This window comes from Candidatus Margulisiibacteriota bacterium (assembly GCA_041650635.1).
Lineage (GTDB): Bacteria > Margulisbacteria > WOR-1 > JAKLHX01 > JBAZKV01 > JBAZKV01.
The window spans coordinates 37404-61174 of sequence record JBAZKV010000009.1; the positions used below are offsets into that span (position 1 = coordinate 37404).

A 23771-nucleotide genomic window follows, 5' to 3' on the forward strand; every position below is an offset into this window, starting at 1 on the left:
CTATCTTGAAAGAGGCTTGTCCGCGATCTTTGCCCTGAGACCGTATCTTATAAGCAGGTAATCAAACAACCCGACAAAATAGCCCAGCCCGTAGGAAAAATGGATGGTCGCAAATACGACCGGCAGAAATAACAGGTGCTTCAATCCTTTCCTGAGAGAGATAAGGACGGAAAAAAGGATATCGGCTGTAAGATAGGCCAATAATATCCCTGCAAAAACATATGCGCCCAAGGGGATAAAGAAAGCCGAGATGCCGGAAACTAGAAGTGCGGCTACCAAAGCCAACGGTATTTGTCTTCTCCACGGTATCATTGTGCCTATGTTCTCAAACACATAGGGATTAAAATATCCGTACTGAAAATGCTGCTTCCAGAGCCTCTTTAAGGATGTCCGGGCTTCATAGTAGGACTTGATCTTAGGCGAAAAATAGAGTTTCCCCCCATTTCTAAGTATCCTGTAGTTATATTCCCCGTCCTGCCCTCTTATCAGCTTTTCTTCGAACATGCCGAATTTTTCAAATGTTTCCCTTTTATAAAGGCAGTAAGGGAGCGTGTCCGTTATAAAGCCCTCTTTTTTTCCGTGCAGATATTTCTTTTCTCCGCCGCCGAACGGCGATCTTACAGCAAGGATTATTGCCTCGGCCATTGGGCTTTTATTTGTTATCAAGGGTTTCAAAAGCCCTCCGGCTCCGTCAGCCCCGGATTCTGCAAGGCACCTAACTGCATTTGACAGAAAAGAGCCGTCGAGCTTGGCATGGGCAATGATCACTGCCACCAGTTCTCCTTTAGAATTTATCACGCCCAGGTTCATGGCTGCGGGAGTTATTTTTTTGAAGTTGTCTATTATCCTGATGTCCGGCCCTTTGCCCATATATTTTTGGGCTTCTGCCCGGGTGGCATCGCTGCTCATTCCGTCAACCACAAGGACCTCTATTCTATCCTTTGGATAATCCTGCGCGATTATAGAACAGATACATCTGCCTATATGTCCCTCTTCGTTTCGGCAGGGGACCACAAGAGAAACAAACGGAGCATTACTCCGGTTAAAGTCCATCATATATCTCCAGAAGCTTTTTACTCTCTTTATTCCAATTGTATCTTTCTTCCGCGGCTTTTCTGCCGTTCTTACCCATCATAATTGCTTCCTCCGGATGGTCTATTAAATATTCTATTGCAGACGCTATCTCTTTTGGTTTCATTGGGTTTACGCTTAGCCCGCAATTGCAACCCTTTACAATTTTCTCCCAGCACCTGAAATCCGAGGCAATGATCGGAAGACCAGAAGCCATATATTCAAAGAGCTTGTTCGGGGACGAGATTAAATGATTTGGCTCGGGCCATAAACAGATCAGTCCGGCATCCGCGCTCATACAGTGCTCCGGGGTTTTAGAATAAGGGATATGACCGATATAGTCCACTTTTTCCCAGCCGGGCAGGGACATGACCTCCTTCTTAAAAGACTCCGATTCAAAACCGCCGATCAATTTTAGGCGAAAACCTTTCCGGGATCTCAAGAGCCCGGCAGCTTCAACTATTTCCCGGATGCCCCGTATTCTGGTCAGTCCGCCGCAATAAAGAGCGGTGAACGCCCCGTTTTTTGGTGCATCTTCCTTGCTTTTTTTATACAACTCAAGTCTCGGATAATTGTTCAGCACTATTATTCTATTGTCAGTGAGAATTGTTGGTTCTTCCCATGCATAGATGATGCGGTCGAACACAGGCATGGAAGACCATTGGATAAGATTGACCAGGAAAGAAATAATGCTTCGGAGCGGCTTTGGTATCCACGGTTTTGACAGGATCTGTTTAGGAATGTTTTCGTGAATATCGTAGATGATCTTTGCTCCCGTAAGCGCTTTCAGCAGCAGACAGGCAGGGATCAGTTCCGGGTCATGAAAATGGTAGATTCCGGCTTTTTGCCGCATGGCTTTAGGCAATACCGTTGTAAATGACGACAAAAACCTAAAGAAGCGGTTTTTGCTGCCGTTCAGATGTATTATTTTGATGCCGTTTATTGTTTCATCTTTTTTATGTCTGGCTATCAGGGCGACATCATACCCGGCTTCTGCAAGTGTTGAAGCCTCTCTGAAGAAGATCCTGGTGTCAAGGGCAGGATGAACGGAAGTTAATATGCAGACTTTTTTTGTCATTGTTTGCTCAAGTCCATTGTTTCAATATAGGCATTGTAAAGATTGTTCGCGCTCCTTTCCAAGGAAAACCTCTTTTCAACTATGGCTCGACCTGCAGATCCGAACTGTTTCATGAGGCCCGGATCTTTTAATAGTTTTTCAATTGCTTTCGTGAGCAACCCGACATTCTTAACATCAGTTATGATGCCAGAAACACCATTGGTTACTATTTCAGATATGCCCCCAACATTTGTCGAGATCACAGGAAGAGCACAGGCCATCGCCTCTATTATAGACACAGGAAGGCCCTCATTATAGCTTGGCAGGACAAATATATCAGATGCGCTCAAATAAAGGGGCATTTCGTTATGCGCTATCTGTCCTACCAGATATACCCTTGCCCGGGAATTTAATCGGAGGACCTCTTTTTCCAATTTCATATGACTCGGGCCTTCTCCAATAATCATCAAATGCAGCCCCTCAAATTTTTCAGACAACTGTTCAAACGATCCCAGCAGTTCAAAAATCCCTTTCTCCTTTATCAGATGTCCGGCAAAACACATAACGCTTGCATCCTGCGGGATGCCAAGGTCTTTTCTTTTTTGAGACCTATTTTCCCCGTCGTATTTGAATACAGATGTGTCGCATCCATTATATATGGGCAGGACCGGATTTTTTGGTTTTGCCAATTGTTCGGCCCTTTTTTTTAATGCCCCGCTGACCGCAAATATCCTGTCGGTCCCGGATATTACATATCTTACCAACTCCATGCAAAGCCGGTTGTAATAAGGATAACGGTTGATGTCGCTTCCGTGAAAGGTGCAGACACAGGGAATTCCAAGCGCTTCAGCTGTTTTTACGCCGGCAAAACCGTCAGGGACAGCCGCATGTGAATGCAGTATGTCGGGCCCGAATTCTAACGACAGATTTGTCAAAAGTTTCCTTAGCCAGAGATGCATAGAAAAGGGGGACAAAGCGCTGAATGCCTTTCCCGGCAGGACCGGGTATCTGGGATATAACACCGGGACACCGTCTATTACATCGGAAAACGGGGTCCGGGCATATTTTTCCCATTTGTTTTTGAATATTCCAAGTGCGGCCGGACAAAACGGCCTTGGGGACACCACTCTTATTTCGCAGCCTTTTATAGCGGTAAGTGTCCTCAACTGTTCATGCACCCAGATACCTGAAAGCGGGTCCGAGCTTGAAGGGTACATATGGGACAGGACAAGGACCCGGATTTTTTTTGAGCCCATTGCTTGTTATGCCGTCCTTTTCTTTGATATCTCGACCAATATGAGAGCAAGCCAAAAATAATTGAAGTTCATGGTGTACAAGGTCGCGCTCAACACAAGAACCCCCAGAGCTCCGGAAAAGGCGCTCTTTTGAGTTTCATCGGACGGTTTAAAAAGTAAAAGACTTGCCAGAGACGAAACGATAAGGAAAAAGCCAATGATCCCCAATTCCAGCAGTGCGCCCAGATATATGTTGTGTGAAGACATATTTGTCCCTGAAACAACAATGTAATTTGCATACCCGTATCCTATCAACGGGCTGTTCATCCATGTCTCAAAGCCTTTGCTCCATATATCGATCCTGTTGGCTGAGAATCTGTTAAGGTCTCCCGAAAAAACGAACCTTTCGGAAAGCTTGGCAACTCTTTCGCTGACTTCTAGGAACAGCCAGTAGCAGAAACCAGATATTACCGAAAGCAGCGCAGCCCCTCTGCGGCTTACGCCCCAAAAGACCAGGAGCGATAGAAAAGCGGTAAAAAGCCCCAGCAATCCGCCGCGCGAACCTGTAAAGAGCACCGCGGAAAAGATAGAGAAAGCAAATATTACATTCAGCCTGCTCAGCCTGCTCTTTTGCGCAAGTACGCTTCCTATAAGCAGGCTGAAAGGCAGTATAAGCATTCCGGCAACGCTGTTGGGCCCGGTCATGGTTTCTCCCGAAGAGATGACGGACCTGGTGTAATTCTCCAGTATCTGGTTGGTCATTATTGAGGTGTAAATTATGTACAGAGAGGCGATAATGCCTGAGACGATCACTGCCTTTACGGCCAGAGAAACCTCTTTTTTGCTGAAGGGGAACGCAGTGGCGGCCAGGAACATCAGGAAATAACGGATCTCGTACATGAACCTGCCGAACGCATGTTCCGGATCGGCCGACCAGAAAACAGAGGCCCCGGCCCATAAAAAAAACACCAAAAGCAATTTTGCCGAGTTCGGGAAACATATTTTTTCTCTTTTAATGATCATATAAAAAGCCATTGAGCAGATGGTGATCATTCCGATGTACCTTATCAGAGTACCTCCCAGCACTTCAAGGTGCAGGAAAGCCTCGAACGGTATGGCAAAGCAGTAAAGAGAAAAAAGCCACGCTGGGACCCTGACCTCATTTTCCAGTGTCTTTAACATGAACGGCTTAGCCTCTTTACGATCATCCTGAAAGATCCACTGTATGCGGCAAGATCTTCCGGCTGGACCAATAAAACCTTCCGCATTTTGTTGCCGCTAAGCCTGCAATAAACGCCAAGGGCGCAGAAACTGGCCGTAACGCAGGAAAAAAACGAGGCCAGGGCAGCCCCCTGAATTCCGACCGAGGGGATCAATACGATATTCAAGGATATATTGATCAATACCGCCATGAGGTTTATTGCTATATTGTACTCCGGAAAACCCCTTGCTGCTATGTCATTGGATAATATCCGCCAGACCGAGAGAGCGGACACCGAAAAAACCAGTATTTTTAGGGGCGCCACGGACCCGTAAAAACTTTGAGAGAACAAAAAGACGACCAGGTGCTCGGATACGGCAAAGACCGCCCCGGCACCCAGGAGAGTGAACAGCAGCACACTGCGGCAGATCCTGGGAGTTAATATCTTTTTCCTGTCATCGTCCTCTTGAGAAGCCACTTTTGGGAATAACAGAAGTCCTATGGCGTAAGGCACCAGGTCCAGCTGGTTGGATATGGCGGCCGCCGTTCCGTATAGACCGACGGCTGCGGGGTTAAGGAACCAGTTCACTAACACAAGATCAAACCTCATGAACAGGAACACTAGTATGTTGGAAATATGCGTCCTGAAACCATAATTTATGGCTTTGCGAAGATAAGCCGGATCGGGTTTCATGGAAATGCCTTTTGTTATTGACAGATAGGTCCAGGCAAAGACCATAGAGCAAACCACGGCTGCGGACAAAACATGTCCGAACAGAGCCCCCTGCACCCCGAGCCGCAGCAAATAAACGAACAGCACCACAAAGGCCAGGTCTGACAAGGCTCTCAATGCGGAGAATGCATTGTAGTGTTTTATGCGGTTCAGTCCAAGAAAGATATTGTTGAGGTTGGAAACCGTCAAGTGGAATGGGATCGCCAGAAGGGCAAGGGCCAAAAACAAGGGAGGCACTCCCGGCACGATGTATCGAGGAAGAAGAAAAGCGATCAATGCCCCGGCAATTACGGAGATCAAAGAAGTAAAAAGGCTCAAAAACACCGTATTGCCCAGCACTTCCGGAAGCCCAAAGGCTTTTTTTGCGATCAGGTAGCTTGTTGAAGCGGTTATCCCAAGATTGGTAAAGGTAAGGACAAGTCCCGCAAAAGTTATGGAAAGAGAATACAGCCCTTTTCCAGAAGGCCCGAGAAGCCTTGCGGTCACTACCGCGCCTGCCAGGGCCAAAAACAGTATGCAGATATTTGTGGCAACGGTCCTGACCGAATTTTCAAAAAAACTTGTTCGGGTCATTTTATGCCGACAAACATGATGTTACCCTGCCGACCTCTTCTTTTTCCATCAGGGGATCTATCGGCAGGCTCAACACCTCGCCGCAGGCCCTTTCCGCCTCCTCAAGGGCTCCATGAAGAATGCTTCTGCCGGCAAAGACCCTCATTTTGTGCAGAGCCACGGGATAATAGACCATTGTGGATATGCCGTTCTCTCTTAGCCTGTCCTGTACCTGCTGCCTTTTTCCGTTCGGGACCCTTACCGTGTATTGATGGTAAACATGTTTGATGTTCCCTGTTTCTTTTGGGATCACCACAGGATCTTGTCCGGCAAGGCGTGTATTATACACAGATGCAATGGCCCTTCTTTTGTCGTTGAATTCATTTATGTAACCGAACTTGGCCAGCAGTATAGCCGCCTGCAAAGTATCGAGCCTGGCGTTGTATCCTATGTGATCGACATTGTATTTGTCTTTCCCCCCGTGTTTTAGAAGCTGCCGCACCAGTTCGGCAAGGCTGCTGTCATTGGTGGATACCATCCCGCCGTCCCCAAAGCCTCCCAGATTCTTTGACGGGAAAAAGCTTAGAGCCCCGGCATCTCCTATGGATGCGGCTTTTTTTTCTCCGTATTCCGCGCCAAACGCCTGCGCTGTGTCCTCAAGAACAAAAAGACCGTATTTTTTTGCGATCTCCTGTATCTTGTCCATCTTGCACGGTTGGCCGTATAGGTGAACAGGGATTATGCCTACAACATTTGATGATGTGCAATTAAGATATTCCTCGATCTTTTTTGTGTCGATATTGAAAGTGTCCGGTTCTATATCAACAAAAACAGGCGTTGCCCCTGATCTAAGAATGGCGTCTCCCGTAGCGGTAAAAGTAAAGGGAGTAGTTATTATCTTATCGCTTTTATCAAAATACTCCTCATTCTTTCTGGTTAAGGCAAAAGCCCTCAGGCATAAAACCAGGGCATCGGTGCCGCTTGAGGTCCCTATGCAGTGTTTTACTCCAAGATATCCGGCCAATGTTTCTTCAAATCGTTTAACCTGCGGGCCAAGTATCCATTTTTGTTCTTTCAGGCAGTCGGCGACAGCAAGGTCTATGTCCCTTTTCATATATTCATACTGAGCCGGCAGATCAAGCATCTCTATTTGTTTCATCAATTCTCCTTAACGGGCTTGAGCATGCCGCATGTGAGCATGTATTCATTTTTGCAGGCGGGGCAGACCGCTCTTTGGTCCTTATCAAAGTCCTTGAGAGTAACACCGCATTTGCATACCCAGCCGATCTGTTTGGCCGGAACTCCCGCGACAAGCCCGTGATCAGGAACATCTTTTGTGACCACGGCCCCCGCGGCCACAAGGGCATACCTCCCCACCGTATGTCCGCAGATCACGGTGGCGTTCGCTCCTATGGTTGCACCTTTTTTAACAAGCGTCTTTCTGAACTCATTTTTTCTCTCTATAAAAGCCCTGGGATTTATGACGTTAGTAAAGACCATTGAGGGGGCGCAAAAAACGTCGTCCTCGATCTCAACCCCCTTATAGATGCTTACATTGTTCTGCACCTTAACGCGGTTGCCGATCTTTACACCGGGTCCGGCCATCACATTCTGCCCAAGGACGCAGTTCTCGCCTATGACGGTGTCTGAAAGAATATGCGAAAAATGCCAGATCTTTGTTCCTTTCCCTATCTTGACGTCTTTGTCAATGTAAACGCTGTCATGCGCAAAATAATCTTTGGCCATGGTCAGACCTCCTTTTCATGCTCATGAAGCGACCTGTGAGCCGATTCTATGACCTTAAGCACCCTGAGCCCTTCGGAGCCGTCGGTCAGCGGCGGCTTCCTGTCTTTAAGGCGCTCGAGAAAATGAGTTAACTCGAGCTTTAACGGTTCCCCTTCTTCCAAAGCAACTTTTTCAAAATCGGCCTTGTGGGCTATAGGTTCTTTCCCGTTAGCCCATTCAATGGTGTGCCGGTAGATCTTAAGCTTGTCCGCTGCAAGGTCGTCAAATACAGCCATTGCCCGGGAGCCAACTATCACAAGTTTTTGTTCTTTGAAAGGATGAAGCCAGCTTACAAAAACATGGGACCTTATCCCCTCCTTAAAAGACATGGAAGTAAGGGTCGTGTCGTAAATGCCGCGGTTGAGATAATCACCTCCGGAAGCGCTGATGTCTAATGGTTCTTCCCCCACAAGGGAAAGGATAACCGAGATGTCGTGCGGCGCAAAGCTCAAAAGTATATCCTCCTCGGTCCTTAGTTTACCTATATTGAGCCGGTTGGAATAAATATATTGGATCTTGCCTATTTGACCGTCCTGGATCAGCTCCTTTAATTTCTTTACAGCGGGATGGTATTGGAGTATGTGTCCGACCATCAGGACCTTTTTGCTCCTGCGGGCCAGTTCCACCAGTTCGCGGCCTTCTAAGGCTTTCAGCGCCAGAGGTTTTTCCACATAAACATCTTTACCTTGCTCAAGGGCCATTTTTGTAAGTTCGTAGTGCTTGGCCGCGGGCGCCGCTATCACCACGGCGGATATGGCTTTTGATCCCAGCAGCGCTTTTAAAGAGCTGCAGCATTCGATGTCGGGATATTCCCGCTTGTATTTGGAGAGGACATCGTTATCGGTTTCGCACAGAGCGGAAAGGACCTTCAGTTCATTGAGCACCCTGAAAAGATTCTTTCCCCAGTAGCCGGCCCCGATAAGGGCTATCGACGCACTTTTGTCAGACAAAGTCATAGTTTTTCTGCCGTCTCCATTGTGGCGCGGACGATGCGCTTTGCCGCGTCCCCTCTGCCGTATGCGTTCCTGGACCCGTATTTCAACTTGTCAAATCCCCTGAAGTCTTTATACAACACATTGCCGCCGCTTTCAACGGTTTCAACAAGTTCGGTCTCGCTGCGCAGCGTGACGCAGGGAATGCCCAGCCAGTAGGATTCTTGCTGAAGCCCCCCTGAATCGGTCAGAACGGCACGGGAGTTCTTGATAAGGGATATCATGTCAAGATGTCCCAGAGGAGGAACTGCCCTAAGTTTTGAAGGCAGATCTTTCATTTTGGAAAGGGGCTTTTTTGTTCTGGGGTGGACAGGGAATATCAAAGGTTCATTAAGATCCAGAGAGTCCAAAAACTCAAAAATGCCCTTGAGAGCGTTAGGATCGTCCGTATTTTCTGCCCGGTGTATCGTCAGGACATAGTATCTCTTTTTTTCTATGCCCAGGTTCTTAAAAATGTGTCCGGCCTTTAGAAGCGGCAGCCCCCTCAAAAGCGTGTCATACATGACATTTCCGGTGTTTATGACCGCAGGGCGATCGATCGAAAGCCTTAAAGAGCTCTTGCTGTGGTCAAAGATCCCTTCTTTTCTGAGGTTGTTTATGCAGGTCTTACTGGGGCAGAACAGAATACTTGAAACATGGTCCGTGAGCAGCCGGTTGACTTCTTCCGGCATGTTCTTGTTATAGCTTCTAAAGCCGGCCTCAACGTGCGCGATGGAAATGCTCAGCTTGGCGGCCGAAAGGGCGCCCGCCAGAGTGGTTGTCATATCACCGTAGACAAAGATAATGTCCGGCCGTTCCAAGGCAAGAACGCTCTCAAGTCTTTCAATGATTTTTGCCGTTTGGGCTGCCGGAGACCCTTTCTTAACGCCGAGATAATGGTCAGGGCGGTCAAGGCCCAACTCATCAAAAAATTCGTCGGACATCATAAAGTCATAATGCTGACCGGAATGCACGACCCTGTTCTTAACGGAACCGCGGAGTTCTTTGAAGGCTTGCAGGACCGGGAACAGCTTAAGGACCTGCGGCCTGCCCCCTACAATATGCAATACTTTCATTTGCCGTTTATTATTGTCCGGTACCCATAAGGTTTATCAGGATTATGCTGTCAAACATGGGGTTTCTGAGCACTTTCTCGGCTTTTTCCACTCCTGCCAGAACACAGTGGCCCCCTATCTTGCCTTTTGGAGGATAAAGCTGGGGCTCAACAAATTGCGTAAGTCCGACCTTTTTATGCCCGGAGTTGTACATGTCTATGAACCTGGTCACGACTTCCCCGTAGTCCAGATTAAGCTTGTCGCACATCTGTTTTGCGTAGCGGGACATCTCAATGTTCACCGCGAACCGGCACAGGGAGAGGAGTTTTGCGGTTTCAGTCGTAGAAGTCCCTTTAAAAAAGGCAAGATCAAAAACACCTTTCAGGAATCTTTCCGCCAGAAGTTTCGCTTTTTCGTCGTCATATCCGACCGCCTTTGCAAAGGTCTTTATATGCCTATAAAGGTCATTGTGCTGCCCAAGCACCGGAGAATGTACCACATTATCCTGGCCGATCTGGCTGGTTGTTCCGGGCATAGAAGTGGAATGATTTACGACAAGGGCCGGCTTAAACCTGGCTATGTATTCCTTTGCCGCGGAGACAAAAGAGTCAAAATAAGGGATGCATAAATGGAGCACATCGATCTTCTTGTTTTCGGGAGGCAGGATACTTTTTACTTTTGGATCTTCATCCGTCCAGTAGACATCAGACACCTTTTCTTTCAGGATCTTTATTATGGCGCTTCCGACTTCTCCGCAGCCTATCACCAGATGTGCGGCCCTTTGTTTTCTGTTAAGCATTATTTCAAGTCCTTTCTTTTTCGGCCTATTTTGTCTCTGCTCCCGGTATCCACTCCCAGTCGTGAAGCTTGCGGACCCTGAGGTTTTCGGTCCATACTTTTTCCAGGAAGCCGGCATCAACACCAAGTTCCTTGGCCCTGTTGGCGAGCTCGTTCAGGTCTTTTGGGAGACATTTGCCGCCAAATCCCCGTTCGTTTGAAACGGTAAAATAATCCGCTTTCTGATACCTTTTGTCTAGGGATACAATCCGGGCGACCTCGCTGTAATCTATTCCAAGCGCCAGACAAAGTTCGCACATCACATTGTTAAAGATGACTATTGTTGCGAGCAGGCTGTTGGACATTCCTTTTGCCAGTTCAGCGCTGGTCGGATGTGTGATCACTATAGGACAGTTAGGGAATCTTCCCCTGTAAAGCTGTTCTATTCTTTTTGCAACTTCCTCGTTACTGGCTCCTATCACTATCCTATCCGGGTTAAGAAAATCTTCAATATATGTTTTTTCTCTCAAAAATTCAGGATTGAATGCAAAATTAGTGCGCGGATATTTTTTTTGATAAGCATCGGTCGTTCCGGGGACGACGGTCGATTTAATTATGACTATCTTATCTGTGCCATCCGTATATTTAACTATTTGTGCTATGTCCTCGTCCATTATTGACAGGTCTATCCTGCCTTTTTTCATCGGGGTAGGAACGCAGATAAAGATAAAATCGCTCTTTTTTGCCACTTCTTCCAGAGATTCCGTGTCCTTATATTTGTCATATTCGTGTATTTCGTGGTCTTTGAACCCTTCGGAAAGCGCGTGGCCCACAATACCCCAGCCTATTATGCCGATCTTTTCTTTCTTCACCTGATCTCTCCCTTAAAATGAATATCCGTAGCCGACCATCGCCTCAACTCCGCGCAGCGCGGATTCTTTGGGATCATATTTGATGCCGGAATAAGCTATTTCCCCGTAAATTGAGGTGTCCTTTTGCAGGGCGTATTTGCCTCCCAGATAAGCATGTGCGCCCCAGGCCCCTCCGCCGCTGACCTGGCTCACTTTCCAGGGATAGATAAGTCCGCCTCCCATATAAAGGTTCAAGGGGTTGCTTTCTCTCTTAACAATGTCAATTATCCCGTCCAGGTTCACGGTAGCCATTTTAAGCCTGTCCTGGTTGGCTATGTTTGTGCCGGTCAGATAGCCTATGCTTCCCCTGACAGCGGCGCCGGGAACAAGATTGGAAATGGAATATGTCACATCCCCCATGGCCCCTGTAAGCCCAGCGCTTCCCCCGGCCTTGATGCCAACAGAAAGACCGATCTTTTCCTTTTCTGCGGAAGGATATAGAGGGATAGGCTTTTGTTCGGGCTTGTTGAATTTAAAAGGCTTGCCGCCAAATGGGGCGGTCAGAGGCGATTTTGATTTCAAAGGATAATTTGCCGTACCCTTGGCTGCCTGCGCAGCCGTCAGGAAAACGCAAAAAACACCTATTGCCGCAACAGCGGCTATCTCTTTATTTTTCATGGAACGACCTCAGTCCAAGTCTAACATTTTAGAGCGGATTGTCAAAGGCTTGGTCCGCAAGGACTTTTTTTCTGCGGAGCCGGTGGTATTTTACCGCAAATCTGTGAGCCTCGTCCCTTATATTCTGCAGAAGCCGCAGCCCGGCGGAGTCCTTTGGAAGCGCTATGGGGTCCGCAGAACCTTTAACATAGATCTCCTCATAACGCTTCGCCAAGCCTATTGCCGGGATATCGGCTTTTGCTTCTTTCAAGGCTTTGAGGGCGCTGCTTAACTGGCCCCTGCCTCCGTCTATCAATATCAGGTCCGGCAGCGGAAGCATCCTTGAAAGGCTGCCCGAATATCTTCTAAATACAACTTCATTCATTGACAGAGTATCATCCGCCACCCCGCGGGATGAGATCTTGAAGCGCCTGTAATGCGATTTATACGGAAGCCCCTCCTTAAAGACCACCATTGATGCCGATATTTTGGAACCTCCCAGATTTGAAATGTCGAACGCTTCTATCCTCTGCGGGGTCCTTTCGAGCCCAAGGGCTTCTTTGAGCTCTAAAAGAGCGGTCCTTTTTTCTTTTGGAGAAGATACAAAATACCTGGAGCCCGAATATGAGCCGCTTTCCGTCCTCAACAGCCAGGAGATCCTGTTCCTGAGCTCTGCGGCTGCCTCAAAATCCTGTTTGTTTGCGGCCTTTTCCATTTGCCGGTTCATCTTTTCTATGGCCTTAGTAAGGCCGTTTTTGAGGAGTTCAGAGAATTCCAAAACCCTTGACGCGTACTCTTTTTTTGAGACCTTTGCCGCGCAGGGGCCCGCGCACCTTTTTATGTGGTAATCCAGGCAGGGTTGGTTCCTTTTTTTTAGAGGTGTCTGGCGGCACCTTCTGATGCCGAACACCCTGCTTGCCAGGGCTATCAGATTTCTTGCGGACCCTCCCATAAATGGCCCGAAATACTTTCCTTTGTCGCTTAAGGTCTCTCTTACCAGAAGGACCCTGGGGAAAGGTTCGCCGGTGAGTTTGATGTAAGGATACTGTTTATCGTCCCGAAGGCTTATGTTATACCTGGGCTGGTGTTTTTTTATCAGTTTTGCCTCAAGTATCAGAGCGTCAAGCTCAGAAGAGGTCCTGATAAAGTCGATCTTGGATACCTTGGAAGCCAGAGGGCTTCTGGAATGTGTTGAAAGCCTTTTGCGGAGGCTGACGGCCTTTCCGATATAGATTATTTTTCTGTCTTTGTCCCTTAGCAGGTATACCCCGGTGGCATCCGGGATGCGGGGCAGTTGTTCCTTTAGAGAGGCCATGTTCAGGACGGGATAACGGACACCTTGATCTTTGCCTCTATCTGCTTATAGATCTTGACCTGCGCCTCGTGGCTGCCGGAGGTCTTGATGGGCTCATGCAGAAAGATCTTCTTTTTGTCGACTTCAAGCGAGCAGGACATCTTGATGGCCTGGCTTATGTCCAGGTTGGTGACGGCCCCGAACAATTTTCCGCCCTCGCCGCACGGCGCTTTTATCTCAAGCGAGAGCCCGTCAAGATTTTTTGCAAGGTCCTTATACTCGTCGATGCGCAGAGCTTCTTTTGCCTCATGTCTCTTCATCTTTTTGTCGAGTTCTTTAAGGGCTTCTGCTGTGGCCTGCTCGGCCAGTTTTCTCGGGAAAAGAAAATTCCTGGCATAGCCTTCTTTTACCTCTATCACCGAAAATTTGTCGCCGACATTTTCGATATCCTTGTTAAGTATTACTTTCATTTTGTCATTCCGCCTTGTACGGGAGCATCCCTATCTGCCGGGCCCTCTTTATCTCTTTGGCCACCATCCTCTGGTGCCTGGCGCAGCAGCCCGAGCCCCTTCTTGTCATTATCTTTCCCCTATCGTTTATGAACCTTCTTATGAGGTCAAGGTTCTTAAAGTCCGCGATAGTTTTTTTTGCGCAGAAAAAGCAGACCTTTCTTTTCCTTTTCTTAAAATCCCTGTCGCCTCTTCTTTCTCCGCCTCTTTTTTCTTTTCTGTCCTTTGGCTTGTACATCAGAACGGGACCTCCTCGCTGTTTGTTTTTCCGTCTTCCCGGAATTCTTCCGCCACTGCCTTTCCAAAAGTCTCGGGGCCGTCAAAATCGCCCCTTTTGCCCAGCATCTGCATGTTGTCCGCAACAACTTCCGAAAAAGACCTCTTCTGGCCGTCTTTTTCGTATTCCCTTATTTGGAGCCGGCCTTCTATAGCCACCGGACGGCCTTTTTTAAGATACTCTTTGCAGATCTCCGCAAGTCTTCTCCAGGCTACAATGTTGATAAAATCAACCTCTCCCTTTTCGTCCGCGGAACTCTTTTTGCTCTTTGGCCTGTTGACCGCGATCGCGAACTTTGCCACCGGGAGGCCGGAAGTCGTATATCTTACTTCGGGGTCCCTCGTCAGATTGCCTATCAAAAAAACCCTGTTATACATTTTATTGCGCCTAGAACGGCAGATCATCGTCGATCAGATCATCATCGGGTTCGGACATCGCAGTGGCGGGAGCGGCTGCCCCGGTCCTGCCTTTGCCTTTTTCGAGCATTTTCATGTTCCTGGCTATTATCTCCGTAGCGTATCTTTTGGCGCCTTCTTTTGTTTCGTAGGTCCTGTTCTGTATCTTTCCCTCAACCAGCACCAGCTGCCCTTTTGACAGATAACTTCCGCAGACTTCAGCCAGCTTTCCCCAGGCCACTATGTCAAAAAGATCGCTCTCTTTTTTGCCCGAAGCTCCGGACAGCCTTTCCACCGACAGCACAAACCGGCACATCGGCAAGCCGTCAAGCGTGGAGCGGGTTTCGGTTTCTGCTGCAAGGCGCCCTACAAGGATTATCCTATTGAGGTTTGCCAATTAACATCTCCGGGTTGATCTCAACTTTTTCTTCCGAAGGTTTTTCCTGGACCGGCTGTGGCACTTCTTTTGCTTTTACAAGCAGGTGCCTCATGAGATCTTCCGTCACATGGAGTATGTTCTCTATTTCAGAAGGGCACTTTGAAGGGCCGGAAAAGGAGCAGTCCACAAAAAGGCCGTCGCGGGTCGTCTTGAACTTTCTCATTCTGGTCTGCACCCGCCTGATGCCGGTCTTTGACACTTTCAGCAATTCTCCGCCCAGGGATTTAAGCTTCTTCTCTATTTTTGCAAAGACAGCATCGACCTTTTCCTCGGCCGTGTTGGGCTTAAAAACACAGATCAGATCGTATTTCTCATTCATATAAAGAAATTATACCACGGAAAAAGACCTGCGGGCAACGGCGTGTCAGTTTAGCGGCGATGTCAGAAAGATCAACCCCTGCAGCGCCACGACAGCTCCCGTAGCCAGAAGGAGGGCTCCGGCGGCCAAATTAATATATTTGATCCAGCCGCCCAGCCTTTTGTAACCGGCAATGAAAGAATTTACCGAAAGAGAGGCAAGAAAGAAAGGGATGCCCAGTCCCAGTGAATAAATAACCAGCAGGGCCGTTCCCCTGTACACCGAAGCATCGCTTGCCGCCAATACAAGTATGGAGCCCAGAATAGGTCCGACGCAAGGACTCCAGCCCGCGGAAAAAACGACCCCGGCAGCAAAGGAGCCAAAATAACCGGCGGGTTTGCTTTTGAGCCGGAATCTTGCCTCATAGTTCAAGAATGGTATCTTTGCGGCCCCAAGGATGAAAAGAGCAAAGAGCATTATAAGCAGTCCTCCAAAGAGTTTTATAAGGCTTAGATGCCGCATGAGCAGCTGGCCTGCCGAGCTTGCGGCCGCTCCAAGCGCCACGAACAAAAGGGAGAAGCCGAGTATGAAGAACACAGAATTGACCGCTGTATTAAGAGGCCGCTGCGCCGAAGAGCCGTCTCCCGAAGAAAATGTTATCCCGGTGATAAAGGATAGATACGCGGGCAGCAGCGGCAGGACGCACGGGGAAAAGAACGACAAAATCCCGGCGGTAAAAGCGGCAAGAACAGAGAGCTGGTCCATTTTTTACAGGTATTTCCGCGTCATTATTCTAGCTCTTCCCCGAAGAGCCGGGTGGAAAGATATCTTTCCCCCGTGTCCGGAAGTATGACCGCTATCTTCTTTTTGTTGAACGACGGACTTTTGGCCGTCTCAAGAGCGGCCCACATTGCAGCCCCCGATGATATCCCGGCCAGGATGCCCTCTTTTTTTGCAAGCTCCCTGGCTGTTTTTTCAGCGTTGTCGTCCGATACCTTTACTATTTCATCTATCAGCGATCTGTCCAGCACTTTTGGGATAAAGCCGGCGCCTATGCCTTGTATCCTGTGGGGACCGGGCTCGCCGCCGGACAAAACAGGAGATCCTTCGGGTTCGACAGCGATGACCCTGATAGCGCGGCACTTCTGTTTTAAAAACCCGCCCACTCCCGTTATGGTCCCTCCCGTGCCGACCCCGCAAACAAAAGCATCGATCCGCCCTCCCATGTCATCCCACAGCTCTACTGCGGTGGTTCTTCTGTGAACTTGGGGATTGACCGGGTTATCAAACTGCCCGGCCATGAAGCTGTTTGGGGTTTGCGCGGCAAGTTCCCCGGCTTTTTCAACGGCTCCTCTCATCCCCTTTGAGCCTTCGGTTAATACTATCTCGGCGCCCAGCATCTTTAGCAGGCGGCGCCTTTCTGTGCTCATTGTTTCCGGCATGGTGAGTATAAGCCTGTAGCCCTTTGTGGCGGCTGCAAAGGCCAGTGCGATGCCGGTGTTGCCGCTCGTGGGTTCGATAATGACAGATCCTTTGCGCAATTTTCCCTGTTGCTCAGCCTCTTCTATCATTGCCGTGCCTATGCGGTCTTTTATGCTGGAAAGCGGATTAAAGGACTCCAGTTTGGCATAGATCTCGGCCCCAAGCCCTTTGGACAGTCTGTTTATCTTTACGAGGGGAGTTTTGCCTGCCGTTTTTGTAATGTCTTCGTACCGGGCCATCTTGATCCTCCGTTATGTACTAGCAGTATACCAGAAGGCGTTATTGAGCGCACCTGCAGCCGCATCTTTGCGAGCGGCAGCTCGCGCTTTTAGCAGATACAGCCACTTTGTCTTTTGAACGGTACGGCCCTAATATGCATGTCAAGAGCTTCTACGACCAAAAGCCGGCCTGCAAGCAGTTCCCCTTTTTCGAGAACGCATTTTACCGCTTCCGTTGCCTGCAGGCTTCCGATTGTGCCGGCAACTGAGCCTAGGATGCCCGCTCCGTGACAGGCGGGCTCAACATCTTTGGGCGGAGGCTCCTTAAAGATGCACCTTAAACAGGGGCCTTTCCCGTCCTTGACAGTGAACAATTGGCCAGTAAAGCGGCTTACTGCTCCATGTATAAAGGTTTTTCTAAGGTCTACGCAGGTGTCGTTGATCAGGTATTTGGTGTCAAAGTTGTCGCTGCAGTCCAGAACGACGTCATAGCCAATAATAATGTTCCCGATATTGTTCTTGTCCATCCTTTTTTCGTGTTTTATGACCTTTATCCCCGCATCAAGAAGCCCGATCTTTTCTTCTGCCGAAAGCACTTTTGGCTTGCCGAGGTCATTAGTGTTATGCAGAAATTGGCGGTTTAAATTGTTCAACTCCACAACGTCAAAATCCGCTATGCCGATGGTCCCTATCCCCGCGCAAGCCAGTTCAAAGATAGCGGGGCTTCCAAGACCTCCGGCGCCTACAACAAGGGCTTTTGCATTTTTTAGTTTTTTCTGGCCAGAGGGGCCGAGCTCTTTGAGGATCAGCTGTCTGGAATATCTTTCTTTTTCTTCTTTAGAAAGCATTAGCCTCCGCCTATGAAATGAAGGATCTCAAGGACGTCATTTTCCTTGACCGCGGTGTCTTTATAAAGTGTTTTGTCAATAATTTCTTTGTTCAATTCTATTGCCACGATCTCTGGTCTGATGTTCTTTTTCTGAAGATAATCCAACAGGGTCATTTCCCCCTCCAGCGTTTCTTCCCTGCCGTTAACTACGACCTTCATATGGGACAAATTATACACTAAAGAGAACTTGGAATTAGAGAATGTAAGCGAAGCCTTCGCGTTGCATCTATTCGGGTCATTAGAGATCTGTAATATTTGCGACCATAAAAAATGCCTCATCTTCCCACACACACAAGGGCGACATTCCCATGTATGTTGTCGCCGGGAATCTGAGGCATTAGTCGACTAACGCGCAACATGCGTTCTCTAAGACTCTGCGGTCCATTTGTCCTGGTCTGTCGCCGTAGCCTAGGAGGGATGCCAACAGACAAAGTCCGCGGCATCCGAGCGTACCGCAGGCAACCAGAAAAACTTCGCGCAAATGTCTTAAGAAAGCTCCGGGGAGTTGCACCCCTTCATCGCCTGTACATACCAATTTATCAGCACAAAAAAACGGTGTCAAGGCATCTTTAGCGCATTTTTTCAGAGGTAATTTACACAGTGCCTCAAATATGTTATCTTTGTATTGGCAATTCAAAAATGCAGAAAGGGATGGGATAATGAGATCTCTCAAATTGGCCGTTGTTATGCTGGCTGTTTCTATCCTGGGGTTTGGCTGCGGAGGCGGAACTTCCGGGAAAAGCGCTCCGGTGCCCGCCGGAGGATCCGATGCCGGAAGCACTGTAGTTAATATGTGGGTAATGCCCAACAGCCTGGAGCCGGTAAAGGATATAGAAGCTCTTCTTGCGGAATTTGAAAAAGAGAACCCGGGCATAAAAGTAAAGATCACTTCTGTTGATTGGGGCTCTGCCTGGACCAAGATAACCACTGCCGCTACTTCCGGCGACACCCCCGACATAGTTCAGCTGGGCAGCACCTGGGTAGGGGCCATATCTGCAATGGGAGCCCTTGTAGACCTCAAGGATAAAGTATCGGAAATAGGCGGGGAGGCCGCTTTTCTGCCTGTGGCATGGGTATCTTCGGGGCTTGAGGGCGGCAAAGCCGTCACTTCCATCCCCTGGTTCGTAGACTGCAGGGCTCTATACTACAGGTCCGATGTCTTAAAAAAGGCCGGAGTTCCGGAAGGCGGTCTTGCTGAGTGGGCAGGTTTTGAGAGCACGCTTAATAAGATAAAGGAGTCGGACATAGAAATAGACGGCATCAAAGTTGTCCCGCTCGGTATACCGGGAAAGAACGACTGGAATGTCATCCACAACATAGCCCCGTGGATCTGGGGCGCGGGAGGTGACTTCCTTTCCAAGGACAGAAAGACTTCTGTCATCAATTCACAGGCCGCAGTTGACGGCATGATGTACTATGTGGGGCTGGTCAAAAAAGGCCTGGTGCCTCTTGATGCTCTTGAGTTAAATACAGCGCAGGTAAGCAGCAATTTTAACAACGGTTCCTATTCTATGTACTTTGACGGCCCTTATGAGGTAAAAACGCTGACCATGCCGGCGGAACAGGGCGGGACAGCCGGCTCCATCACTTCAAGGAACTTTGCTATAGCGCCTTATCCTGCAGGCCCCAAGGGAAGATTTGCTTTTGTTGGAGGCAGCAACCTTGCCATCTTTAAGTCGGCAAAGAACAAAGAAGCGGCCTGGCAGGTCATCAAGTTCCTGTCCGGCAACAAGAGCCAGGTTACCTATGCCAAGTCCACCGGATTCTTGCCTTCGGTTAAAACTGCGTTCGAAGACCCGTATTTTTCCAACGACCCTTACAGAAAGGTCTTTAAGGAGGCTGTCAACTACGGCAGGACCTATCCCTGCGTTTCTTCGTGGGGGATAATTGAGCCGATACTCGTCAGAAGGCTCGGGATACTTTGGGACCATGTGCTTGTAACGGGCGACGCGGACCTTAAAAAAGTGATAAAATCCGACCTTGATGCCGCGGCGAAAGAGATCAATCAGGTCCTGAGTTCCAGAAAATAGGCCCAGATGTGCGGCATCTTCGGATATATAGGAAGCAAGGAAGCCGCCCCTATAGTCATTGAGGGGCTTAAAAAGCTTGAATACAGAGGCTATGACTCGGCCGGTATCGCGGTCGTTTCTTCAAATAGCCTTAAGAACGTAAAAGCCCTTGGCAAGATAGCGGAGCTCGAAAAGCTCATGTCAAATGTGAGCTTAAAAGGCCGCTGCGCCATTGGGCACACCAGATGGGCCACCCACGGGAGGCCGTCAAAAGAGAACGCTCATCCCCACCTCGACTGCAAAAACCGGATCGCCGTGGTCCACAACGGCATCATCGAGAATTTTGAAGAATTGAAAAGGGTCCTGCAGGAAGCGGGCCACAAATTTCTTTCCCAGACGGATACGGAAGTCCTTGCGCATCTTATAGAGGACAACCTGTCGGAGGGGCTGCTCGAGGCCGTAAGAAAAGCGGTCCAAAAGGTAAAAGGCTCTTGCGCGATAGCCGTGGTCTCAAAAAAAGAGCCGGACAGGATCGTGGTCGCCAGAAAAGGCAGCCCGCTGATAATCGGCATCGGCAAAGGGGAATACTTTATTTCTTCCGATATTCCCGCCATAGTCAAGCACACTTCAAGGATCATCACTCTTGAGGACGGGGATATTGCCCTGGTAAAGAGCAGAGGTGTTGATGTGTTCCGCATTTCCGGAGAAAAAGCCGACAGAAAAAAAACTTTGATATCCTGGGACCCCGTATCTGCCGAAAAGGGCGGGTATTCACATTTTATGCTCAAGGAGATACACGAACAGCCCAAAGCGGTAATAGACACTGTCGACAGCCTGGTGGACAGAAGGACCGGCTCTATCTGCCTGAAGGATTTTCCGCTGAGCGACAAACTTTTAAAAAGGTTCAACAGGGTGGTGCTTACCGCCTGCGGCACTTCCTGGCACGCGGCGCTGATAGGGGAGTACTTTATAGAGCATTATGTAAAACTTCCATCCGAAGTCGAATACGCGGCCGAATTCAGGTACAGAAGCCCCCTGGTCGACAATAACACGCTTGTAATTGCGATCAGCCAGTCGGGCGAAACAGCCGATACCCTTGGAGCCATCGAGGAAGCCAGGTCGCGAGGGGCCACGGTAGTTTCGGTATGCAATGTGCCGGACTCTTCGGTCGTAAGAGGCTCCAATTACACTATCCACACGGTTGCCGGCCCCGAAATAGGGGTTGCCTCCACCAAGGCCTTTACCACCCAGATAGCGGTGCTTTACCTCTTCTCGCTTTTTCTGGGCAAAAAAAGGGGTAAGATAACCAAGGCTAAATATCTTAGAAGGCTGAACTCCCTGTACGAACTGCCTAATAAAATAGAAAAGGTGCTGTCCTTTGAAAAGGACATCGAAAAAATAGCGGCAAAATACTGCGGCAGCAAGAACGCCCTTTACCTTGGCAGGGGCGAAGGGTTCCCTGTAGCCCTTGAAGGGGCGCTCAAATTAAAAGAGATCTCCTATATACATGCCGAAGGTTATCCTGCGGCCGAGATGAAGCACGGCCCGATAGCCTTGATAGACGAGAATATGCCTGTTGTGGTGCTGGCGCTTGCCGGCAGAAGGTATGACAAGATACTTGGGAATATAGAAGAGGTCAAGGCAAGGGGAGGAAAAGTTATCGCCCTTGCGACAGAGGGGGACCAGAACCTTAAGAATGTGGATGACATAATATACATCCCAAAAACTTCGGAGGCTCTGTCTGCCATAGTTGCGGTAGTGCCTCTGCAGCTGTTCGCCTATTACATCGCGCTCAAAAGGGACTGCCATGTGGACCAGCCGAGGAACCTGGCCAAGAGCGTGACGGTGGAATAAAGAACATAAGAAGCGGAAAGGAAGACAGATGAAGTACGGCAAGTTTTCTGACGACGGCAGGGAGTTCATAGTGACCGATCCTAACACCCCGCGCCCGTGGGGCAATTACCTTACCAACGAGACATACTGCGCGGTCATTTCCCAGACGGCGGGCGGCTACAGCTTTTACAAAGATTCAAAGACGGAAAGGATGCTTTACTGGACGGGGCAGAATCTTCATCAGGGAAGGCCGGGAAGATATGTGTTTATCCAGGACGAAGAGACCAAGAAGGCTTTTTCCGTTTCGTGGGAGCCGCTGCGCTCAAAATATGATTCTTTTGAATGCCGCTCCGGGTTCGGGTACCAGATCATCAAGTCAAAAGTAGGCGGCGTAGAGGCTGAGACGACCTATTTTGTCCCGGCGGACGAGCCCTGCGAGATCTGGAAGGTAAAAGTAAAGAACACCGGTAAAAAGATCCGAAAACTGAACCTGTTCGGCTATCTTGAATGGTTCATCGGCAGCGCGGATTATCAGACTTTCTACAATATCTCGATACTCTGGAACCGCGTGCAGTTCGACAAAAAAGCGCAGGCCATCCTTGCAAGAAAGACCGCCTTTTACGAAGAGTTCAACATAAAGAACAATCCGTATGTGCTTTTCTTTTCTTCTTCGGAAAAGGTCAGCGGGTGGGACTGCAACAAACAGAACTTTCTAGGTTACGGCAATACCTGCCAGAACCCGCAGAGCGTATTTAGCGGAAAATGCACGCAGAGCATCTGTGACGGGGAAGAGCCGATAGCGGCGCTGCAGCACAAACTTACCTTAAAGCCGGGGCAGGAAAAAGAACTGATCTTTGTGCTGGGCCAGACAAAGGGAGAAAAGGACGCGGCAAGGATAATAGAAAGGTTCAGGGACAGAAAAAATGTGGAAGAGGCATTTAATGCCGCCGTTAAAATGTGGGAAAGCAGGCTTTCTCCGATAAAAGTGGAAACTCCGGACAAGGATTTTGATGTTCTGGTCAACAACTGGCTCAAGTACCAGCTTTGGATGTGCAACATGTGGAGCAGGTCCCCGTCCTTTTACCACGAAGGGCAGGGAGGGCGAGGTCTGCGCGACAGCTGTCAGGACGGAGAATCGATCCTGTCCCTTGATGCCGAATACGGGAAAGCAAAACTGCTTAAAGTGGCCTCTCTTACCAGAAGGGACGGGACAATGGCCCCCGGCTGGTCCGATACCTACGGCCCTTATCAGAACAGGCCTTTTAAGGACCATCCCACATGGCTGACCCCGTCTATAGCCGGCTATGTAAAAGAAACGGGGGATGTCAACATCCTTAATCAGGAGATACCCTGGTTAAAGGACAAATGGATAGAAGGCGGAACAAAGACCGATCCCCAATGGCACGGGCCCTCGGCTCCGGACGGGGAAGGGACGCTTTTTGACCACCTGCTTGCCCAGCTCAACTTTACTTATAACGATGTGAGCGTGCACGGCATCCCCAGGGTGGGAGAGGCGGACTGGAACGATGCCCTTGATATGGCCGGAAGAAAGCAAATTGGGGAAAGCGTCTGGCTTGGGATCGCCCTGGTGAGGGCCCTTAAGATGCTTGCGGAACTTGCGGGGCTTATTAAAAAGGATGAGATCAAAAAGGACCTCCTTGAAAAAGCCAGGATAATGACAAAAAGGATAAACGAAGCCGGCTGGGACGGCCAGTGGTATCTTGCCGGCTACAACGACGATCTGGTGCCTTTTGGTTCTTCAAAGAACAAAGAAGGAAAGATCTTTTTGAACTCCCAGTCCTGGGCAATTCTTGCCGACCTTGTCCCCCAGGACAGGATAAAGACCATTCTGGATTCCGCGGACAAACACCTGGGAGGTAAATTCGGCTATGCGCTGCTGGCCCCGGCCTATACAGTTTTTGATCCGGGGCTGGGCAGGATAGCCATGTTTTCCCAGGGCACCAAGGAGAACGCGGCGGTCTTTTGCCACGCGCAGACCTTTATGCTGGCGGCCCTTGCAAAGCTCGGGCTGGGCAACAAGACCTACGAAGAAATGTGCAAGATAATGCCCAACAAGCAAAAGGACATCTCACTATATAAAGCGGAGCCCTATGCCTATGCAGAATATCTGATAGGTCCGGACCACCCTTATGCTTACGGCGAAGGGGCCTATACCTGGCTTA

At 49.1% G+C, this 23771-nt stretch carries 25 protein-coding genes; 3 read left to right on the plus strand and 22 right to left on the minus strand.

The genetic code is table 11. The features are described 5' to 3' along the window. The 22 genes from WC490_03785 to thiS all read right to left on the minus strand — a co-directional run bounded on the left by WC490_03785 (position 1) and on the right by thiS (position 17905). On the minus strand, positions 1-1053 hold the full coding sequence (locus WC490_03785) for a glycosyltransferase family 2 protein (protein MFA5097730.1): 1053 nt from the start codon (positions 1051-1053) through the stop codon (positions 1-3). Beyond that, positions 1043-2149, minus strand: coding sequence for a glycosyltransferase family 4 protein (locus WC490_03790; GenBank protein MFA5097731.1), 1107 nt, complete (start codon positions 2147-2149; stop codon positions 1043-1045). The genes WC490_03785 and WC490_03790 overlap by 11 nt, the downstream gene beginning before the upstream one ends. Further along, positions 2146-3384: a glycosyltransferase family 4 protein gene (locus WC490_03795; GenBank protein MFA5097732.1), complete on the minus strand. Its 1239-nt coding sequence runs from the start codon at positions 3382-3384 to the stop codon at positions 2146-2148. Before WC490_03795 ends, WC490_03790 begins: the two co-directional genes overlap by 4 nt. A 6-nt stretch (positions 3385-3390) precedes the next feature. Beyond that, complete coding sequence (locus WC490_03800) at positions 3391-4545, minus strand: O-antigen ligase family protein (protein ID MFA5097733.1); 1155 nt, start codon at positions 4543-4545, stop codon at positions 3391-3393. After that, positions 4539-5870 carry an oligosaccharide flippase family protein gene (locus WC490_03805; protein MFA5097734.1) on the minus strand — a complete coding sequence of 444 codons (1332 nt, stop codon included), beginning with the start codon at positions 5868-5870 and terminating at the stop codon, positions 4539-4541. Before WC490_03805 ends, WC490_03800 begins: the two co-directional genes overlap by 7 nt. Before the next feature lies 1 nt (position 5871). Next, a complete protein-coding gene (locus WC490_03810) occupies positions 5872-7008 on the minus strand; it encodes a DegT/DnrJ/EryC1/StrS family aminotransferase (GenBank protein ID MFA5097735.1) in 1137 nt (378 codons plus the stop codon). Next, complete coding sequence (locus WC490_03815) at positions 7008-7595, minus strand: acyltransferase (GenBank protein MFA5097736.1); 588 nt, start codon at positions 7593-7595, stop codon at positions 7008-7010. The genes WC490_03810 and WC490_03815 overlap by 1 nt, the downstream gene beginning before the upstream one ends. 2 nt (positions 7596-7597) lie before the next feature. Continuing rightward, complete coding sequence (locus WC490_03820; GenBank protein ID MFA5097737.1) at positions 7598-8590, minus strand: Gfo/Idh/MocA family oxidoreductase; 993 nt, start codon at positions 8588-8590, stop codon at positions 7598-7600. Then, positions 8587-9681, minus strand: coding sequence for a UDP-N-acetylglucosamine 2-epimerase (non-hydrolyzing) (gene wecB, locus WC490_03825; GenBank protein MFA5097738.1), 1095 nt, complete (start codon positions 9679-9681; stop codon positions 8587-8589). Before wecB ends, WC490_03820 begins: the two co-directional genes overlap by 4 nt. 10 nt (positions 9682-9691) lie before the next feature. Then, positions 9692-10459, minus strand: a complete 768-nt coding sequence (locus tag WC490_03830) for a hypothetical protein (protein ID MFA5097739.1) — start codon at positions 10457-10459, stop codon at positions 9692-9694. A 25-nt stretch (positions 10460-10484) separates the two neighbouring features. Then, positions 10485-11309: a hypothetical protein gene (locus WC490_03835; GenBank protein ID MFA5097740.1), complete on the minus strand. Its 825-nt coding sequence runs from the start codon at positions 11307-11309 to the stop codon at positions 10485-10487. Positions 11310-11321: 12 nt separating this feature from the next. Next, the gene (locus WC490_03840; protein MFA5097741.1) at positions 11322-11966 is read right to left on the minus strand and encodes a hypothetical protein; all 645 of its coding nucleotides are present in this window, start codon (positions 11964-11966) and stop codon (positions 11322-11324) included. Positions 11967-11994: 28 nt separating this feature from the next. After that, positions 11995-13260 (minus strand): excinuclease ABC subunit UvrC, encoded by a 1266-nt coding sequence (locus WC490_03845; protein ID MFA5097742.1) that lies wholly within the window; start codon positions 13258-13260, stop codon positions 11995-11997. Between the two features lie 2 nt (positions 13261-13262). Further along, entirely contained in the window at positions 13263-13709 is a 447-nt protein-coding gene (gene rplI / locus WC490_03850) for a 50S ribosomal protein L9 (protein ID MFA5097743.1), read from the minus strand. 4 nt (positions 13710-13713) lie between these two features. Next, the gene (gene rpsR / locus WC490_03855) at positions 13714-13986 is read right to left on the minus strand and encodes a 30S ribosomal protein S18 (protein ID MFA5097744.1); all 273 of its coding nucleotides are present in this window, start codon (positions 13984-13986) and stop codon (positions 13714-13716) included. Next, complete coding sequence (gene ssb / locus WC490_03860) at positions 13986-14402, minus strand: single-stranded DNA-binding protein (GenBank protein ID MFA5097745.1); 417 nt, start codon at positions 14400-14402, stop codon at positions 13986-13988. The genes rpsR and ssb (WC490_03860) overlap by 1 nt, the downstream gene beginning before the upstream one ends. Positions 14403-14412: 10 nt before the next feature. Then, positions 14413-14817 (minus strand): single-stranded DNA-binding protein, encoded by a 405-nt coding sequence (ssb, locus tag WC490_03865; protein MFA5097746.1) that lies wholly within the window; start codon positions 14815-14817, stop codon positions 14413-14415. Beyond that, positions 14801-15178, minus strand: coding sequence for a 30S ribosomal protein S6 (gene rpsF, locus WC490_03870; GenBank protein MFA5097747.1), 378 nt, complete (start codon positions 15176-15178; stop codon positions 14801-14803). The genes ssb (WC490_03865) and rpsF overlap by 17 nt, the downstream gene beginning before the upstream one ends. Before the next feature lie 45 nt (positions 15179-15223). Further along, the gene (locus WC490_03875; protein ID MFA5097748.1) at positions 15224-15922 is read right to left on the minus strand and encodes a cytochrome c biogenesis protein CcdA; all 699 of its coding nucleotides are present in this window, start codon (positions 15920-15922) and stop codon (positions 15224-15226) included. Between the two features lie 23 nt (positions 15923-15945). Then, complete coding sequence (gene cysK, locus WC490_03880; protein MFA5097749.1) at positions 15946-16878, minus strand: cysteine synthase A; 933 nt, start codon at positions 16876-16878, stop codon at positions 15946-15948. A gap of 89 nt (positions 16879-16967) precedes the next feature. Beyond that, a complete protein-coding gene (locus WC490_03885) occupies positions 16968-17705 on the minus strand; it encodes a HesA/MoeB/ThiF family protein (protein MFA5097750.1) in 738 nt (245 codons plus the stop codon). Next, positions 17705-17905 (minus strand): sulfur carrier protein ThiS, encoded by a 201-nt coding sequence (gene thiS / locus WC490_03890; GenBank protein ID MFA5097751.1) that lies wholly within the window; start codon positions 17903-17905, stop codon positions 17705-17707. The genes WC490_03885 and thiS overlap by 1 nt, the downstream gene beginning before the upstream one ends. 500 nt (positions 17906-18405) lie before the next feature. Between thiS and WC490_03895 the strand changes: the two genes are divergently transcribed. The 3 genes from WC490_03895 to WC490_03905 form a co-directional block, all read left to right on the plus strand. Continuing rightward, a complete protein-coding gene (locus WC490_03895; GenBank protein MFA5097752.1) occupies positions 18406-19776 on the plus strand; it encodes a sugar ABC transporter substrate-binding protein in 1371 nt (456 codons plus the stop codon). Positions 19777-19782: 6 nt separating this feature from the next. Next, positions 19783-21609, plus strand: coding sequence for a glutamine--fructose-6-phosphate transaminase (isomerizing) (glmS, locus tag WC490_03900; protein ID MFA5097753.1), 1827 nt, complete (start codon positions 19783-19785; stop codon positions 21607-21609). Between the two features lie 28 nt (positions 21610-21637). Then, the coding region (locus WC490_03905) for a hypothetical protein (protein MFA5097754.1) at positions 21638-23771 on the plus strand (2134 nt) is incomplete at its 3' end.

Coding starts and splice junctions, on each gene's coding strand:
- WC490_03840 (MFA5097741.1), bottom strand. CDS start 11,966: ATGAAAAATAAAGAGATAGCCGCTGTTGCGGCAATAGGTGTTTTTTGC.
- WC490_03875 (MFA5097748.1), bottom strand. CDS start 15,922: ATGGACCAGCTCTCTGTTCTTGCCGCTTTTACCGCCGGGATTTTGTCG.
- WC490_03815 (MFA5097736.1), bottom strand. CDS start 7,595: ATGGCCAAAGATTATTTTGCGCATGACAGCGTTTACATTGACAAAGAC.
- rplI (MFA5097743.1), bottom strand. CDS start 13,709: ATGAAAGTAATACTTAACAAGGATATCGAAAATGTCGGCGACAAATTT.
- glmS (MFA5097753.1), top strand. CDS start 19,783: ATGTGCGGCATCTTCGGATATATAGGAAGCAAGGAAGCCGCCCCTATA.
- WC490_03795 (MFA5097732.1), bottom strand. CDS start 3,384: ATGGGCTCAAAAAAAATCCGGGTCCTTGTCCTGTCCCATATGTACCCT.
- WC490_03895 (MFA5097752.1), top strand. CDS start 18,406: ATGAGATCTCTCAAATTGGCCGTTGTTATGCTGGCTGTTTCTATCCTG.
- wecB (MFA5097738.1), bottom strand. CDS start 9,681: ATGAAAGTATTGCATATTGTAGGGGGCAGGCCGCAGGTCCTTAAGCTG.
- cysK (MFA5097749.1), bottom strand. CDS start 16,878: ATGGCCCGGTACGAAGACATTACAAAAACGGCAGGCAAAACTCCCCTC.
- WC490_03810 (MFA5097735.1), bottom strand. CDS start 7,008: ATGAAACAAATAGAGATGCTTGATCTGCCGGCTCAGTATGAATATATG.
- WC490_03800 (MFA5097733.1), bottom strand. CDS start 4,545: ATGTTAAAGACACTGGAAAATGAGGTCAGGGTCCCAGCGTGGCTTTTT.
- WC490_03820 (MFA5097737.1), bottom strand. CDS start 8,590: ATGACTTTGTCTGACAAAAGTGCGTCGATAGCCCTTATCGGGGCCGGC.
- rpsF (MFA5097747.1), bottom strand. CDS start 15,178: ATGAATGAGAAATACGATCTGATCTGTGTTTTTAAGCCCAACACGGCC.
- WC490_03805 (MFA5097734.1), bottom strand. CDS start 5,870: ATGACCCGAACAAGTTTTTTTGAAAATTCGGTCAGGACCGTTGCCACA.
- WC490_03790 (MFA5097731.1), bottom strand. CDS start 2,149: ATGACAAAAAAAGTCTGCATATTAACTTCCGTTCATCCTGCCCTTGAC.
- rpsR (MFA5097744.1), bottom strand. CDS start 13,986: ATGTACAAGCCAAAGGACAGAAAAGAAAAAAGAGGCGGAGAAAGAAGA.
- ssb (MFA5097745.1), bottom strand. CDS start 14,402: ATGTATAACAGGGTTTTTTTGATAGGCAATCTGACGAGGGACCCCGAA.
- WC490_03845 (MFA5097742.1), bottom strand. CDS start 13,260: ATGGCCTCTCTAAAGGAACAACTGCCCCGCATCCCGGATGCCACCGGG.
- WC490_03785 (MFA5097730.1), bottom strand. CDS start 1,053: ATGGACTTTAACCGGAGTAATGCTCCGTTTGTTTCTCTTGTGGTCCCC.
- WC490_03830 (MFA5097739.1), bottom strand. CDS start 10,459: ATGCTTAACAGAAAACAAAGGGCCGCACATCTGGTGATAGGCTGCGGA.
- thiS (MFA5097751.1), bottom strand. CDS start 17,905: ATGAAGGTCGTAGTTAACGGCAGGGAAGAAACGCTGGAGGGGGAAATG.
- WC490_03885 (MFA5097750.1), bottom strand. CDS start 17,705: ATGCTTTCTAAAGAAGAAAAAGAAAGATATTCCAGACAGCTGATCCTC.